The following is a 13,736-nucleotide window of genomic DNA, read 5'->3' on the forward strand; positions in this document are numbered from 1 at the left end:
GCTGAGAACCCGCCCCGGTCCGGGATGCCGTGGATTGATGGCGGGACCGCGCCGACGGGTTCACAGCCACTGGTTACTTGGGACACGCGCCCGACACCTTGATGCGGGTGATCCCGCGTGAGATGATAGGCCGTCCCGGACGCCCGATCAGACCAGCAACGGCTGGTCTTCTCTCGCGCCCCTGCTTTGGATCCGTTCGCCGGCCAATCGCGGGAGGTCGCCATGACTGTCGCGATCGATCCGACCCTGTTGCCGTTCCGCGAGCCCGACCGCCGTCACGCGCGATCGAGGCTCTCCTGTGACGAGCCGGACCGGCGGGACCTGCTCTGCGGCGGCGGGACCGCCCTCCTCGGCCTGCTCCTGGCGGGCCTCCTCGGGCAGGCCCGCCCGGCGCTCGCCGACGCCGTGACCGGATCCGTGCCGGAACTCGACGCCGTCGCGGTCCGCATCGTCACCGACAGCTACCAGTTCGCCGTCGCCCCGGGCCGGACGGTCGAGGGGCTTGCCGTCGAGCATTTCGGCTGGGGGATCGCGCCGGACCATCCGCCGGGTCCGACCCTGAACAGCGAGTTCGGCCTCTCGATGCATGTCAGCTCGCGCCGTGGCGAGGAGACACGCCGCATCCTGGTCGATTTCGGCTTCACGCCCGAGGCGCTCAACAACAACCTGCGGCTCCTGGGCGTGCAGCCCGCCGAGATCGACGCGCTCGTGCTGAGCCACGGCCATTACGACCATTTCGGCGGATTGGCGGGCTTCCTGGCGCAGCACCGGGAGCGCTTGAAGCAGGGGCTGGCCTTCCATGTCGGCGGCGAGGACTGCTTCTGCGCCCGCGAATGGACGGCCCCGCCGGCGAAGGGCGATTTCGGCGTCATCGACCGCGGGGCCCTCGAAGCCGCGAACCTGACCGTCACCTCGACCGAACGCCCCGCGCTCGTCGCGGGGCACGGCTTCACCTCGGGCCAGATCGACCAGCGCAGCTTCGAGACCCTCCTGTCCCCCAGTGCGATGAGGCCCGGCCTGACGCAGGGCTCCGGCTGCGACCCAGCCCGGCTCTCGCCGATGGACCGGAGCCAGGGCCTTGTCCCCGACCAGTTCCGGCACGAGATCGCCACCGCCTTCAACCTGAAGGGCCGCGGGCTCGTGATCCTGACCTCCTGCAGCCACCGGGGCGTCGTGAACGCGATCCGGCAGGCGCAGGCGGTCTCGGGGGTCGAGAAGGTCCACGCCGTGATCGGCGGATTCCATCTGGCGCCCTACCAGCCCGATTACGTCCGCCGGACGATCGCGGCCCTCAAGGAGATCGGCCCGGACTTCGTGGTGCCGCTCCATTGCTCGGGCGAGACGTTCTTCGAGATCGCCAAGGCCGAGATGCCGGCCAAGCTGATCCGGGCCTATACGGGCACGCGCTTGGCCTTCACGGCTTCGGCCTCCTGAGGCGGGACGGCTCGGCCGTCACGCGCGGTTCTGCAGCGTCGCGAGCTTGCGGGCCGCCCCGCGCTGCGCCCTGAGGCGCTCGCCGTAGCGGGCCGGCATGGCGGGCGTCTTCCACGAACCCGCCTGCATGACCTCGAGCAGCTCGAACCCGGCCGCGAACATGTCCTGCGTCGCCCCGACCCGGGTCGAATGCCCGGAGGGCGGGCGGGCGAGCTTCACGCCGGCCGCCGCCGCGATCGCGCGGTAGATCCGGTAGACCTCGGCATCGCCGAGCGCCGCCTCGCCCGCCCGGCCGCCCTTCGTCACCGGCCGGAACAGCGGCCCCTGCTGCTGCGCGAGCCCCGCCGCGGCGAGCCACGCCTCCACATGCGCGATCGTGTCCGGCGCCAGATACTTGACCGCGCCTTCCCCCTCCTGGTCGGTCTTGGTGCGCCGCACCAGGATCGTGCCGGACCCGTCCTGGGCCCGCTCCAGATCCTCGATGCGCAGGGACACCAGCTCGGAGCGCCGCAGCAGCGTGTCGTAGGCCACGGCCACGAGCGCGGCGTTGCGCAGGGCGATCAGCGGCACTGCGCGCCCGGCCTCCGCCACCCGCCGGTGCAGGCGCTCGGTCGCCTTGACGGTCAGCATGCGGTCGATGCTCGGCCGGTTGAGCGGCTCCGCCTGCTTCTGGCGGCGGCCCTTGGCGCGGCTCATGCGCTTCATGGCCAAGCGCACCAGCTCGTCCGTGCAGGGATTGGCCAAGCCGGCCGCGCGGTGAAGCATGGCGATGGAGGAGCGGTAGCGCTCGACGGTGGCGCGGGACTTCGCCTCCGCCTGTGCATCGATGAAGTCGGCGACCGTCGCAGGGCTCGCGGGCAGCATCGTGAGGCCGTTGGCCCGGCACCAATCCGAGAAGATCCGGCCGTCGGCGGCGAGCGCCCGGACGGTGTTCGGCGCGAAGGCCCCGCGCGCCGCGCGGGCATAGGCCTCCAGCCGTTCGATCCCGTCGAGGCCGGGCGGCAGCGCCGCGGCGGCCGGGGCGGGGAGGGCGGCCGACGTTTCGTCAAGCGGCCCGGGGCTGGGATCGGCGGGATCGAGCTCCATGCCGGGATCGTATCCGCCGAGGTCCTAACGCGTCCTCAACTCCCGGCGGCGGGGCTCTCCGGGCGGGTTGGGGGCGCCACGCTCCTGCCGCAGGGGCACCGCGCCCCTGCCGCCGGGGCGCCAGGCCCCTGCCGCATGGCAGGCCCGTGAGGCCCGGGTCTTGCGCGCCGTGGCACGTCCCGGGAACCTGGGTCCCCACCGCCCGCAGCGCCCGGCGGGCCCTCGAGCAGGAGCCGAACGATCATGGCAGATGCCCCCTCACTTGAGCCCTGGCAGTGGAGCGAAGCGGAGTGGCGCCGGCGGGTCGGCCAGGTCCGCGCGGGCCGCTCCTACCGCCCGGCCCGCTGGAAGGACGGCGCGCGTTGCGCCGTCGCCCTGTCGTTCGATTCCGATCACGAGACCAACGAGCTGCGCGAGGGCGGCAAGTCCATCGGCCGGATGTCCTGGGGCCAGTACGGCAACCGGGTCGGCGTGCCGCGGATCGAGGCGCTCCTCGACCGGCACGGGATCAAGGCGACCTTCTACGTGCCCGCGGTGGTGGCGCTGCTCTATCCCGACGAGCAGCGACGCCTCGTGGCGCAGGGGCACGAGATCGGCATCCACGGCTGGATCCACGAACTCAACTCGGTCCTGCCGGGGGAGGCGGAGCGCGACCTGATGCTGCGCTCGGCCGACGCCCTGGAGACCATCACCGGCGTGCGCCCGGTGGGGCTGCGCACCCCCTCCTGGGACTTCAGCCCCAACACGCTGTCCATCGAGACGGAGATGGGGCTCGCCTACGATTCCTCGCTGATGGCCGACGAGGATTGCTACGAACTCCTGCTGCACGGCGAGCCCACCGGCATCGTGGAGCTGCCGGTCGAGTGGGTGCGCGACGATGCGGTCTACTTCATGATGCATCGCTTCCAGTCGCTGCGGCCCTACACGCCGCCGAGCGACGTCCTCGACGTCTTCCGGCGCGAATTCGACGCGGCCTATGCGGAGGGCGGGCTGTTCCAGCTCACCATGCACCCGCACATCATCGGCTACCGCTCGCGGATCTGGATCCTCGAGGAGGTCATCCGCCACGCCAAGGCCAGGGGCGACGTCTGGTTCGCCACCCATGCGGAGATCGCCGCCTACGCCAAGGCCCATGGTTGACGACGACGGTCCGGCGATGAGGGGCTGACAACCGGAGCTTGAGATTCCTGCTGCGCGAATCGGCAGGTGCACCGCTCCGGGCCCATGAAATGGGCTTTACGCTCTGGGGTGCCGATGCAAAGATCTTTGCATCGGCACCCCCGGTTCCCGCGGGTGCCCGTCTCCTCCCTGATGGAGCGATCCCGTGCCCGAGCATCCGCCAGCAGCCATCGTGACCGGCGGAGCGCGCGGCATCGGCCTCGCGACGGCCCTGGCGCTCGCCCACAAGGGCTACCGCATCGCCCTGTCCGATCTCGACGGGCCGGATCTCGCCGCCGCCGTGGAGCGGGTCGCGGCGACCGGAATCGAGGTCCTGGCGCTGCCGGGCGACGTCAGCGCCTTCGCCCTGGTCGGCGGGCACGCGGCCGCCTGCCTCGACCGCTTCGGGCGCATCGACGTGCTCGTGAACAATGCCGGCATCTCGCAGCCGAAATCCCTGGTCGAGATCTCCGAGGACGAGTGGGACCGCACCATCGCGGTCAACCTCAAGAGCTGCTTCAACTGGTGCAAGGCGGTGGCGCCGGCGATGCTGGCGGCCGGGCGCGGGCGCATCGTCAACATCTCGTCGGTGAGCGCCCATACCGGCGGCGCGCGCTCGGCGGTGAGCAAGTTCGCCTATTGCACCGCCAAGGCGGGCATCCTGGGAATGACCCGGGCGCTCGCCAAGGAACTCGCCCCCGCGGTCAGCGTCAACGCGGTCTGCCCGGGCTCGATCGAGACGGCGCTGACCGCAGGCCTGATCGCCGCCAACCGCGAGGCGATCACCGGCACCATCCCGCTCGGCCGCATCGGCACGCCCGAGGACGTCGCCGTGGTGGTGGCCTTCCTCGCCACCGTCGAGCCGAACTACCTCACCGGGGAGATCATCGATGTCGATGGCGGTCAGTGGATTAACTGACGCGCCGGCCGAGGCCGCGCCGCCGCGGCGTGCCTTGCGCCGGCCGGCCCTCGGCCTCGGGCTGCTGCTCGGGCCGGGGCTCCTGATCCTCGCGGCCGGGCTCGTCTGGCCGGTCCTGATGATGCTCCAGGTCTCGTTCCAGGACCGCTTCCCCGATCCGACCGGCTACACGCTGGAGCATTACCGGACCGTCCTCACCGACCCGTACTTCCTGCGCATCATCGGCCGGACCTTCCTGCTCGCCGTCGTGGTCACGCTGATCACCGCGGTCGCCGGCTATCCGGTCGCGTGGTACCTCGCGCGCTCCTCCTCCCGGCGCAAGCACCTGATCTTCCTCGGGGTGATCGCGCCGCTCCTCGTCAGCATCATCGTGCGCACGCTGGGCTGGACCATCATCCTCGGCAACGAGGGGCTGGTGAACGCGATCCTGCACGGGCTCGGGGTGATCGACGAGCCGCTCCGGCTGATGCAGGGCTTCTGGAGCGTGGTGCTCGGGATGGTCCACATCCTGCTGCCGTTCATGATCCTCTCGGTGGCGGCGGTGGTCGGCAAGATCGACCGCAGCTGCATCGAGGCGGCCGCCGTGCTCGGCGCCGATCCGGTCCGCAGCTTCCTCAAGGTCGCCCTGCCGCTCTCGGTGCAGGGCATCGCCTCGGGCTCGGTGATCGTGTTCTGCCTCACGGTCGGCGCCTTCGTCACCCCGGTGATGCTGGGGCGCGGGCAGGTGAGCGTGCTGGCGATCACCATCCACGAGCAGATGGTGGTGCTGGTCGATTGGCCGACCGGCGCCGCCGCCGCGATGATCCTGACGGTCGGAACGCTCGTGGTGCTGGCCGCCTACGGCCTGTTCCTGCGCCGCCATGCCCGCCGCTGAGGAGCCGACCATGGATGCCTCCCCCGCCCGGCCCGTCCCGCTCGGCGAGCGCCTGCTCGCGGCCTATGTCGGCCTCGTCGTGCTGTTCCTCGCCCTGCCGGTGCTGATCGTGGTGCCGCTCGCCTTCAGCAACGACGTCTCGCTCACCTTCCCGCCGCGCGGCTTCTCCCTGCGCTGGTTCGCCAACATCTGGGCGCGGCCGGAATTCATCAGCGCCTTCTGGCTCAGCGCCGCGGTGGCGCTCGTCGCCACCGCGATCTCGACGGTGGCGGGCGTGCTCGCCGCCATCGCGTTCGTGCGCCACACCTTCCCCGGCCGCGAGGCCCTGCTGACGGTGTTCCTCACCCCGCTGGTCTTCCCGGCGATCGTGCTCGCCGCCGCGCTCGCCCTGGTGATGACGCCGCTCGGCCTGTTGCGCAGCTTCTGGGGCCTCGCGCTGGCGCATGTGGTGCTGACGCTGCCCTACATCCTGCGCACCGCGGTCGCGACCCTGCGGGAGATCGACCGCAGCTATCAGGAGGCGGCCCACACCCTCGGGGCCGACCGCTGGCAGGCCTTCCGCCACGTGACGCTGCCGATGCTGCGCCCGGGGCTTCTGGCGGGCGCCACCTTCGCGCTGATCATCTCGTTCGACGAGTTCACGGTGTCGATGTTCCTCGTCGGCCCCGGCCTGATGACCCTGCCGCTCGAGATGTACAATTACAGCGAGTTCACCCTCGATCCGACGCTCGCCGCGATCTCGACGGTGCTGCTCCTGATGACCACGATCGCCATCCTGACCATCGAGAAGCTGGTCGGGCTCGGCCGACAATTCGGCGGGTGAGCTGGTCGCCCGCGGATCCATCCACACCATCAGGGGCTGCACATGGCTGAGACCGACGACCTCCTCGCCGCCTTCGCGGGCCATCCGCACCGTCGCGGGCTCCTCAAGGGCCTGGTGGCGGCGGGTGCCGCGGGCACCTCGCTCCTGCACTTCGCCGAGGCCCTGGCGCAGGCCCCCGCCGCGGAGGTCGCCAAGCTGGTGATCCTGTCCCAGCCCGGCATCGTCCCGGAGATCCTGCGCGACGTCACCGTGCCGGCCTTCCGCAAGGATCACCCGAAGACCGAGGTGAGCTTCGAGGCGGCCTCGAACGCCGTCGCCTATCCGAAGATGCTGGCCCAGCGCGCCAACCCGGTGGTCAGCGGCGCCATGGTCAACGACCTCTTCGCCCAGCGCGGTCTCAACGACAAGATGTGGGCGAAGTTCGACCCCGCCCTGGTCCCGAACGCCGCCGCCCTGCCCGAGGGCCTGTCGACGCCCGGCGGCTTCGGCATCCCGTTCCACCTGACGCCCTGGGGGATCATGTACAACCCCGACAAGGTGGAGGAGCCGAAATCCTGGACCGACCTCTGGAACCCGAAATACAAGGGCCGGGTGTCGATGTGGGACGTCTATTACGACGCCTACATCATGGCGGGCGTCGTCACCGGCAAGGGGCCGAGCGTCGAGGAGGGCATCAAGGCCTGGGCGCCCCACAAGGCGAATATCGGCGCCTGGGTGAACTCGCCGACCATGGAGGAGGATCTCGTCCACCGCGGCGAGATCTGGCTCGCGCCGCATTGGGGCTCGTGGACCGCCATGGCCAAGTCCCAGGGCAAGAACGTCGCCTTCACCATCCCCAAGGAGGGGGCGGTGCAATGGACCGGCCACATGCAGGTCTGCGCCGGCTTCTCGCCCGCCGTCACCGAGCTGACCCAGCGCTACCTCAACACCTGGCTCTCCGACGCGTGCCAGCGGGCCTGGATCGAGCGCGGCTTCTACTCGCCGGCGAGCAGCCGGGTGGCGATCCCCGAGGCGATGAAATCCAACCCCGCCATCGTCTCGGCGGCGGACGCGGTGGCCAAGCTCGTGCGGCCGGACTTCGTCAAGCTCGGCGCCGAGATGCCGCGGCTGAAGACCCTGATCGACCGCACCCTGAAGTCCTGAGGCCCTGCGATGAGCGTTTCCCTGACCGCGGAGGCCGTCGGCGTCGAGCTGCGCGGTGTGAAGAAGTGGTACGGCCCGGTCCAGGCGGTCCGGGACGTGTCCCTGGCGATCCGGCCGGGGGAGATCGTGAGCTTCCTCGGGCCCTCGGGCTGCGGCAAGACCACGACCCTGCGGATGATCGCCGGGCTCGAACAGCCCGATGCGGGCGAGATCCGCATCGGAGGCGCGCTCGTCACCGCGCTCGCGCCCTGGAAGCGCAACATCGGGATGGTGTTCCAGAACTACGCCCTGTTCCCGCACATGAGCGTGGCCGAGAACGTCGCCTTCGGCCTCGCCATGCGGCGCGAAGCGCGCGCCGAGATCGACGCCAAGGTCGCGGCCGCCATGGCGCAGGTGCGCCTGTCGCACCTCGCCGACCGCCGGCCCTCGCAGCTCTCGGGCGGCCAGCGCCAGCGGGTGGCGCTCGCCCGCGCCATCGTGACGAGGCCGAGCGTGCTCCTCCTCGACGAGCCGCTCGCCGCCCTCGACCGCAAGCTGCGCGAGCAGATGCAGGTCGAGATCAAGCAGCTCCAGCGCGAGGTCGGCATCACCACGGTCTTCGTCACCCACGATCAGGAGGAGGCGCTCACCCTCTCGGACCGGATCGTGGTGATGGAGGAGGGGCGGGTGGTCCAGCTCGGCACCCCGGCCGAGGTCTACGAGCGCCCGCGCAGCCGCTTCGTGTCGGACTTCATCGGTTTCACCAACGCGGTGCGCGGCCGGGTCGAGACCGTGGAGGGGGGCACCGCCACGGTGGCGATGGCCTCCGGCCAGATCGTCCGGGTCGCCGCGGAGCCGGACCTCGCCCCCGCCCAGGCGGTGGATCTCGTGGTCCGGCCGGAGAAGGTCGAGGTGAATCCCGGGGCGGATCTCGCCCCCGGCCGCACCCTCGTCGCCGGCACCCTGCGCCACAGCGTCTATACGGGCGCGGTGACCTATCACCACGTCGATATCGGCGGGGGCGAGACCCTGATCGCCATGACGCCGAACGGGGACGGGGAGGAGGCGCCCCCCATGCTCGGCAGCCCCGTCACCCTCGGCTTCCGGCCGGAGAACGTTCTGGTCTTCGCCAGCCGGCCGTGATTTCTGCCGTGATGTCTGCGAGGACGCGCACCATGACGCTGAACGACCGCGAGCGCGCGGTGCTCGACTGGCTCGGCCTCCGGCACGAGGCCATGGTGGCGCTGCTCGCCGAGATCGTGAGCCTCGACAGCGGCAGCACCGACAAGGCCGGCATCGACCGGGTCGGGGCGGCGCTGCGGCGGCACCTGAGCACGGCCGGCATCGCCACGAGGACGGTTCCCCATGCCGCGCACGGGGACAACCTCGTCGCGGATCTGCCGGGGGACGCGCCGGGCGGGCACGCCCTGCTCCTCGGGCACATGGACACGGTTTTCCCCGCCGGCACCGCGGCCGAGCGCCCGTTCCGGGTCGCGGACGGCATCGCCACCGGCCCGGGCGTCGCCGACATGAAGGCGGGGCTCGTCATGAACGTCTTCGTGGCGGAGGCCTTCGCCGCCGCGGGCGGCGCGCCGATGCCGCTGCGGCTCCTCTGCACCGGCGACGAGGAGATCGCCTCGCCCGCCTCGCGGCCGGTGATCGAGGAAGCGGCGCGGGGCGCCCGCCTCGTCCTCAACGCGGAGCCGGGGCGCGCCTCCGGCAACGTGGTGACCGCCCGCAAGGGCGCCCTGTTCCTCGCCATCGCCATCGAGGGGCGGGCGGCCCATGCGGGGGTCGAGCCCGGCAAGGGGGCGAGCGCCATCGAGGCCATGGCCCGCAAGATCCTGCGCCTGCACGCCCTCCAGGACCTCGACGCCGGCACCACGGTCAATGTCGGCCTCGTCCGGGGCGGCACCACGGTCAACACGGTGGCGCCGCATGCGAGCCTGGAGGTCGACGTGCGGTTTCGCGACCACGCCGCCATGGCGGCGGCGCAGGAGGCCATCGCGGCCATCGTGGCGGAGGCGGATCCCCCCGGCACGCGCGCCCGGATCCTGCGCGAGGGCCGCTTCCTGCCGCTCACCGGGAGCGAGGCTGGCTTGGCCCTGTTTCAGGACTACGCCGCCTGCGCGCGGGAGATCGGCTTCCCGGTCGAGGGCGAGTTCACCGGCGGCTCGGCCGATAGCGGCTTCACGGCCTCGGTCGGCGCGCCGACGCTCTGCGCCACCGGTCCGGTCGGCGGCGGCGCCCACTCGCCCGACGAGTATTGCCGGCTCGACACCCTGGTGCCGCGCGCCCAGGCCGCGGCGCTGACGATCCTGCGCCGGGCCGCCCGGCCGTGACGCGGCCGATCCCCGCCGAGACGCCGACCCTGCTCGCCCGGCTGGAGGCGGCCCAGGCGGCGCTGACGGTGCGGGAGACCGAGATCGCCCGCTACCTCGTCGCGCATTACCCGCAGGCCTGCCTCGACAGCGCCTCGGCCATCGCCCGGGCGACGGGGGTCAGCCCCGCCACCGTGGTGCGGCTCTTCGCCAAGCTCGGCTACGAGAGCTTCCAGGCGGTGCAGCAGGAGGTGCGCCGCGACGTCTCGCGCAAGCTGCACTCGCCGGCCGAGCGCGCGCGCCTGCCCGACGACGCCGAGGCCTCGCTCGCGGAGATCATGGCCCGCACCTGCGAGACCGAGATCGCCAACATCCGCGGGACCTTCGCGGCCATCCCGGAGGGCGAGATCGAGGCCATCGTCGAGCGCCTCTGCGCCGGGCGCGGCAAGATCTACGTGATCGGCGAGAAGAACAGCTTCCCGATCGCCTACTACATCCAGACCCACCTGAATTTCAGCCTGCCCGACGTGGTGCTGCTCGATACCGGCGAGGCGCGGATCGCCGACCGGCTGCTCTGGCTCAGCCCCGACGATCTCCTGATCGGGATCAGCATCCGCCGCTACTCGCCCAACACCACGCGGGCCGCGGCCCATCTGCGCGGGCTCGGCGGCGAGGTCGTCGCGCTCACCGACAGCCCGCTCTCGCCGCTCTGCCCGCACGCGACCCACCGCCTGATGATCCAGACGGGCAGCCAGTCGGTGTTCGATTCCTTCACGGCCGCCATGAGCCTCGCGGGCCTCCTCGTCGGCGCGGTCGCCCGGCGCCGCCGCGCGGCGATGCTGGAGGCCCTGCGCCGGGGCGAGCAGCTCTACGCGACCTTCGGCACCTTCCTGGGGCAGTGATACGGTTTCCGGAGGATGGCTTGCGGAAGCCGTCGGGCGCGGGACGGGGCAGGCCGGCCATCGCTCCACCTCTCATACGGTTTCCGGATGATCGCTTCGCGATGCGGAAACCGGCCTCGCTCAGGCGCCGCGCGGGCGCGTGATACGGTTTCCGAAAGTGATCGTCCGGAAACCGTATCACGCCGCCGTCAGCTTCTCGATCCCGTAGACCCGGTCGGTGACGAGGAGCGCCACCACGGCGATCAGCATCTGCACGGTGCTGACCGCGGCGATCGAGGGATCGAACTGGTTCTCCATGTAGCTCAGCATCACCACGGGCAACGTGCTGGTGTTGGCACTGCCGAAGAAGAACGACAGCGGCAGGTTGTCGAGGGAGGTCAGGACCGCGAACAGGCCGCCCGCGAAGATGCCGGGCCGGATCAGCGGCAGGGTGGTGTGGCGGAAGGTCTGCCAGCGCGTCGCCCCGAGCACCGCGGAGGCCTCCTCGAGATCCGGCGGCAGGGCGCGGTAGACGGCGAGCACCGTGCGGGTGACGTAGGGAATGCCCGCCACCGTGTGGGCGATCAGCAGCGCCACGAAGGACAGGCCGAGCGACAGGCTCGCCAGGAAATAGAGCAGGGCGAGGCCGAGCACGATCGCCGGCACGGTGATCGGCGCGAGCAGCAGGTTCGCCACGACGGCCGCGAGGGCGCCGCGGGCGCGGGCGAGCGCGAGCGCCGCCGGCACCCCGAGCAGGGCGGCGAGCAGGGTCGAGGCGACGGCGATCTCGATCGAGACCAGCATCGCGTCGACGAAGGGGCGGTACTCGACGATGCGCCAGTACCAGCGCAAGGTCAGGCCCGGGATCGGGAAGGTGATGAAGGAGGCCGAGGAGAACGACACCATCACCACCGCGGCGATCGGCGCCACGATGAAGCCGAGGAAGACCACCACGTAGGCGCCGAGCGCGATCGCCGCGCCGTTCACGCGCCGCCGCCGGCGGGGCAGGGCGGCCAGGGTCGCGTCCTCGCTCATGACTTCACTCCCTGGCGGCGCAGGAACCGCGCCTGGAGGGCGAGGCAGACGAGGGCGATGAACAGCAGCACGTTCCCCATCGCGGCCGCGAAGCCGGTGTCCCGGGCGACGTTGAACTGCTGGTAGATCAGCACCGACAGGGTCGTGACCTTGCCGCCGCCGAGGAGCAGCATGGTGAGGAAGCTGCCGTTGGTGATGACGAAGACCAGGATGCAGCCGGTGGCGATGCCGTCGAGGCTGAGCGGCAGGGTGATGCGCAGGAAGGTGGTCAGCGGGCCGGCGCCGAGCACCCGCGAGGATTCCTCCAGCCGCACGTCCACCTGCTGGAGCACCGCCACGATCGACAGCACCATGAAGGGCACCAGCACGTGCACCAGGGCGACGTAGACCGCGATCGGGTCGTCCGCGAGATTGACCGGCCGCGCGATCAGCCCCCAATCGTGCAGGAGGAGCGTCAGCGCCCCCTTGCGGGCGAGCAGCACCCGCCAGCCGAAGGTGCGCATGATGATCGAGGTCAGGAGCGGCGCGATCAGCAGGAAGACGATGAGCCCGTTCCAGCGCCCGGCATACCGCACCATGAAGTAGGCGACCGGGTAGCCGATGATCAGGCTCGCGAGCGTCGCCACCACCCCGACCTTCACGGTCTCGACGAGAACCCCGGCGTAATAGGCGTCGCCCACGAGCCGCGTGTAGAAGACGAGGGCGCCCTGCGTCAGCGCCTCGCCGGTGGCGAGGCTGCGCCAGAGATTGGCCCCGAGGGGGATCACGAAGAAGAACCCGAGGAAGACCAGGACCGGCACCGTCCAGCTCGACCGGGCGAGGCGATAGGGATCGCCCCGGCGCCGGGCGGGAGCGGGAGCCGCCACCGCGGCGGCGTCCTCGACGGTGGCGGTCATGGCGCGTCCTGCAGGATGATGGCGCCCTCGGCCGGCCAGGTCAGGCCCACCAGCCCGTCCGCCGGCACCGCCTCGCGCGCCTGGGCGTAGGCGAAGACCGGCCCGTCCTGGCCCGGCACGGCGAGCTCGTAGGCGAAGTAGCTGCCGCGGAAGACCACGTCCTGCACGCGCGCCCGGATCTCGCCCGCCTCCGGCGGGCCGATCCGCAGGCGCTCCGGCCGGACCGCGAGCAGCACCCGGCGCCCGGCCGAGAGAGGCTCCTCCGACTGCACGCGGCTGCGGGGCGCTTGGTCGAGATCGAGGGTGACGGTGAAGTCCCGCGGGCCGGCCCGGTCCGCGATCGTGCCGGAGAAGATGTTGGCCGTGCCGAGGAACTCGGACACGAAGCGGGTGCGCGGGCGCTCGTAGACCTCGGTCGGCGCACCGACCTGGACGATGCGCCCCTCCGCCATCACGGCGACGCGGTCGCTCATCGTCAGCGCCTCCTCCTGGTCGTGGGTGACGATGATCGAGGTGATCCCGAGCCGGCGCTGGATCTCGCGCAGCTCGAACTGCATGCGCTCGCGCAGGTTCTTGTCGAGGGCGCCGAGCGGCTCGTCGAGGAGCAGCACGGAGGGGTTGGTGACGAGCGAGCGGGCCAGGGCCACGCGCTGCTGCTGGCCGCCGGAGAGCTGGTGGATCTGGCGGTCCTCGTGCTGGCCGAGGCGCACGAGGTCGAGCATCCGCCGCACCCGGACCCGCCGCTCCGCCGCGGGCACGCCGCGCATGGCGAGGCCGTAGGCGACGTTCTCCCCCACGCTCATGTGCGGGAACAGGCTGTAGTTCTGGAACACCATGCCGAGGCCGCGCCGGTTCGGCGGCAGGTCGGTGACGTCCTGCCCGCCGATCAGCACCTGGCCGGTATCGGGCGTCTCGAAGCCGGCGATGATCCGCAGCGTGGTGGTCTTCCCGCAGCCCGAGGGGCCGAGCAGGGCGAGCATCTCGCCCCCGGCGATGGTGAGCGTCAGGGGTTTGAGGGCTTGAAGGGCCCCGAAGCGTTTGCTGACATCGGCCAGCTTCAGCGGCACGGCGCTCGTCATCGGCACCTCCGGCTCTCCGCGGGTCGCCCGCCCGCACGGTCATCACATTCGATAGAATGAATACACGGGACTCCGCAACCTCGGATCACTCAGCTTCACGAAAACTCG

General features: G+C 71.3%; 13 protein-coding genes. 9 read left to right on the top strand and 4 right to left on the bottom strand.

The features are described from left to right. Positions 1–222 precede the first annotated feature (222 nt). A complete protein-coding gene (locus ACE101_RS10135) occupies positions 223–1,434 on the top strand; it encodes an MBL fold metallo-hydrolase (protein WP_379128697.1) in 1,212 nt (403 codons plus the stop codon). 18 nt (positions 1,435–1,452) lie between these two features. Here ACE101_RS10135 and ACE101_RS10140 read toward each other — a convergent pair whose 3' ends face one another. After that, positions 1,453–2,520 (bottom strand): tyrosine-type recombinase/integrase, encoded by a 1,068-nt coding sequence (locus ACE101_RS10140; protein ID WP_379128700.1) that lies wholly within the window; start codon positions 2,518–2,520, stop codon positions 1,453–1,455. A 243-nt stretch (positions 2,521–2,763) separates the two neighbouring features. Between ACE101_RS10140 and ACE101_RS10145 the strand changes: the two genes are divergently transcribed. From ACE101_RS10145 to ACE101_RS10180, 8 genes are all read left to right on the top strand, one after another. Then, complete coding sequence (locus ACE101_RS10145) at positions 2,764–3,660, top strand: polysaccharide deacetylase family protein (protein ID WP_379128703.1); 897 nt, start codon at positions 2,764–2,766, stop codon at positions 3,658–3,660. A 184-nt stretch (positions 3,661–3,844) separates the two neighbouring features. Further along, positions 3,845–4,597 (top strand): SDR family NAD(P)-dependent oxidoreductase, encoded by a 753-nt coding sequence (locus tag ACE101_RS10150; RefSeq protein WP_379128706.1) that lies wholly within the window; start codon positions 3,845–3,847, stop codon positions 4,595–4,597. After that, positions 4,569–5,471, top strand: coding sequence for an ABC transporter permease (locus tag ACE101_RS10155; protein ID WP_379128709.1), 903 nt, complete (start codon positions 4,569–4,571; stop codon positions 5,469–5,471). The genes ACE101_RS10150 and ACE101_RS10155 overlap by 29 nt, the downstream gene beginning before the upstream one ends. A gap of 10 nt (positions 5,472–5,481) precedes the next feature. Further along, positions 5,482–6,294, top strand: coding sequence for an ABC transporter permease (locus ACE101_RS10160; RefSeq protein ID WP_379128712.1), 813 nt, complete (start codon positions 5,482–5,484; stop codon positions 6,292–6,294). Positions 6,295–6,336: 42 nt separating this feature from the next. Then, positions 6,337–7,437 (top strand): ABC transporter substrate-binding protein, encoded by a 1,101-nt coding sequence (locus ACE101_RS10165; protein ID WP_379128714.1) that lies wholly within the window; start codon positions 6,337–6,339, stop codon positions 7,435–7,437. 9 nt (positions 7,438–7,446) lie between these two features. Beyond that, a complete protein-coding gene (locus ACE101_RS10170) occupies positions 7,447–8,559 on the top strand; it encodes an ABC transporter ATP-binding protein (RefSeq protein WP_379128716.1) in 1,113 nt (370 codons plus the stop codon). 32 nt (positions 8,560–8,591) lie between these two features. Beyond that, positions 8,592–9,758: a M20 family metallopeptidase gene (locus ACE101_RS10175; RefSeq protein WP_379128718.1), complete on the top strand. Its 1,167-nt coding sequence runs from the start codon at positions 8,592–8,594 to the stop codon at positions 9,756–9,758. Continuing rightward, the gene (locus tag ACE101_RS10180; protein ID WP_379128720.1) at positions 9,755–10,639 is read left to right on the top strand and encodes a MurR/RpiR family transcriptional regulator; all 885 of its coding nucleotides are present in this window, start codon (positions 9,755–9,757) and stop codon (positions 10,637–10,639) included. Before ACE101_RS10175 ends, ACE101_RS10180 begins: the two co-directional genes overlap by 4 nt. 177 nt (positions 10,640–10,816) lie before the next feature. Here ACE101_RS10180 and ACE101_RS10185 read toward each other — a convergent pair whose 3' ends face one another. Genes ACE101_RS10185 through ACE101_RS10195 form a run of 3 tightly spaced genes read right to left on the bottom strand, consistent with a single transcriptional unit; the run spans position 10,817 to position 13,628 of the window. After that, positions 10,817–11,653 (bottom strand): ABC transporter permease, encoded by an 837-nt coding sequence (locus ACE101_RS10185; protein ID WP_379128722.1) that lies wholly within the window; start codon positions 11,651–11,653, stop codon positions 10,817–10,819. Beyond that, complete coding sequence (locus tag ACE101_RS10190; protein WP_379128724.1) at positions 11,650–12,549, bottom strand: ABC transporter permease; 900 nt, start codon at positions 12,547–12,549, stop codon at positions 11,650–11,652. The genes ACE101_RS10185 and ACE101_RS10190 overlap by 4 nt, the downstream gene beginning before the upstream one ends. Continuing rightward, positions 12,546–13,628 (bottom strand): ABC transporter ATP-binding protein, encoded by a 1,083-nt coding sequence (locus tag ACE101_RS10195; RefSeq protein WP_379128726.1) that lies wholly within the window; start codon positions 13,626–13,628, stop codon positions 12,546–12,548. The genes ACE101_RS10190 and ACE101_RS10195 overlap by 4 nt, the downstream gene beginning before the upstream one ends. Between the last annotated feature and the right edge of the window lie 108 nt (positions 13,629–13,736).

This window comes from Methylobacterium carpenticola (genome assembly GCF_042748905.1).
Classification (GTDB): domain Bacteria; phylum Pseudomonadota; class Alphaproteobacteria; order Rhizobiales; family Beijerinckiaceae; genus Methylobacterium; species Methylobacterium carpenticola.

Coding starts and splice junctions, on each gene's coding strand:
- ACE101_RS10155 (WP_379128709.1), top strand. CDS start 4,569: ATGTCGATGGCGGTCAGTGGATTAACTGACGCGCCGGCCGAGGCCGCG.
- ACE101_RS10165 (WP_379128714.1), top strand. CDS start 6,337: ATGGCTGAGACCGACGACCTCCTCGCCGCCTTCGCGGGCCATCCGCAC.
- ACE101_RS10175 (WP_379128718.1), top strand. CDS start 8,592: ATGACGCTGAACGACCGCGAGCGCGCGGTGCTCGACTGGCTCGGCCTC.
- ACE101_RS10140 (WP_379128700.1), bottom strand. CDS start 2,520: ATGGAGCTCGATCCCGCCGATCCCAGCCCCGGGCCGCTTGACGAAACG.
- ACE101_RS10145 (WP_379128703.1), top strand. CDS start 2,764: ATGGCAGATGCCCCCTCACTTGAGCCCTGGCAGTGGAGCGAAGCGGAG.
- ACE101_RS10170 (WP_379128716.1), top strand. CDS start 7,447: ATGAGCGTTTCCCTGACCGCGGAGGCCGTCGGCGTCGAGCTGCGCGGT.
- ACE101_RS10135 (WP_379128697.1), top strand. CDS start 223: ATGACTGTCGCGATCGATCCGACCCTGTTGCCGTTCCGCGAGCCCGAC.
- ACE101_RS10185 (WP_379128722.1), bottom strand. CDS start 11,653: ATGAGCGAGGACGCGACCCTGGCCGCCCTGCCCCGCCGGCGGCGGCGC.
- ACE101_RS10190 (WP_379128724.1), bottom strand. CDS start 12,549: ATGACCGCCACCGTCGAGGACGCCGCCGCGGTGGCGGCTCCCGCTCCC.
- ACE101_RS10195 (WP_379128726.1), bottom strand. CDS start 13,628: ATGACGAGCGCCGTGCCGCTGAAGCTGGCCGATGTCAGCAAACGCTTC.
- ACE101_RS10160 (WP_379128712.1), top strand. CDS start 5,482: ATGGATGCCTCCCCCGCCCGGCCCGTCCCGCTCGGCGAGCGCCTGCTC.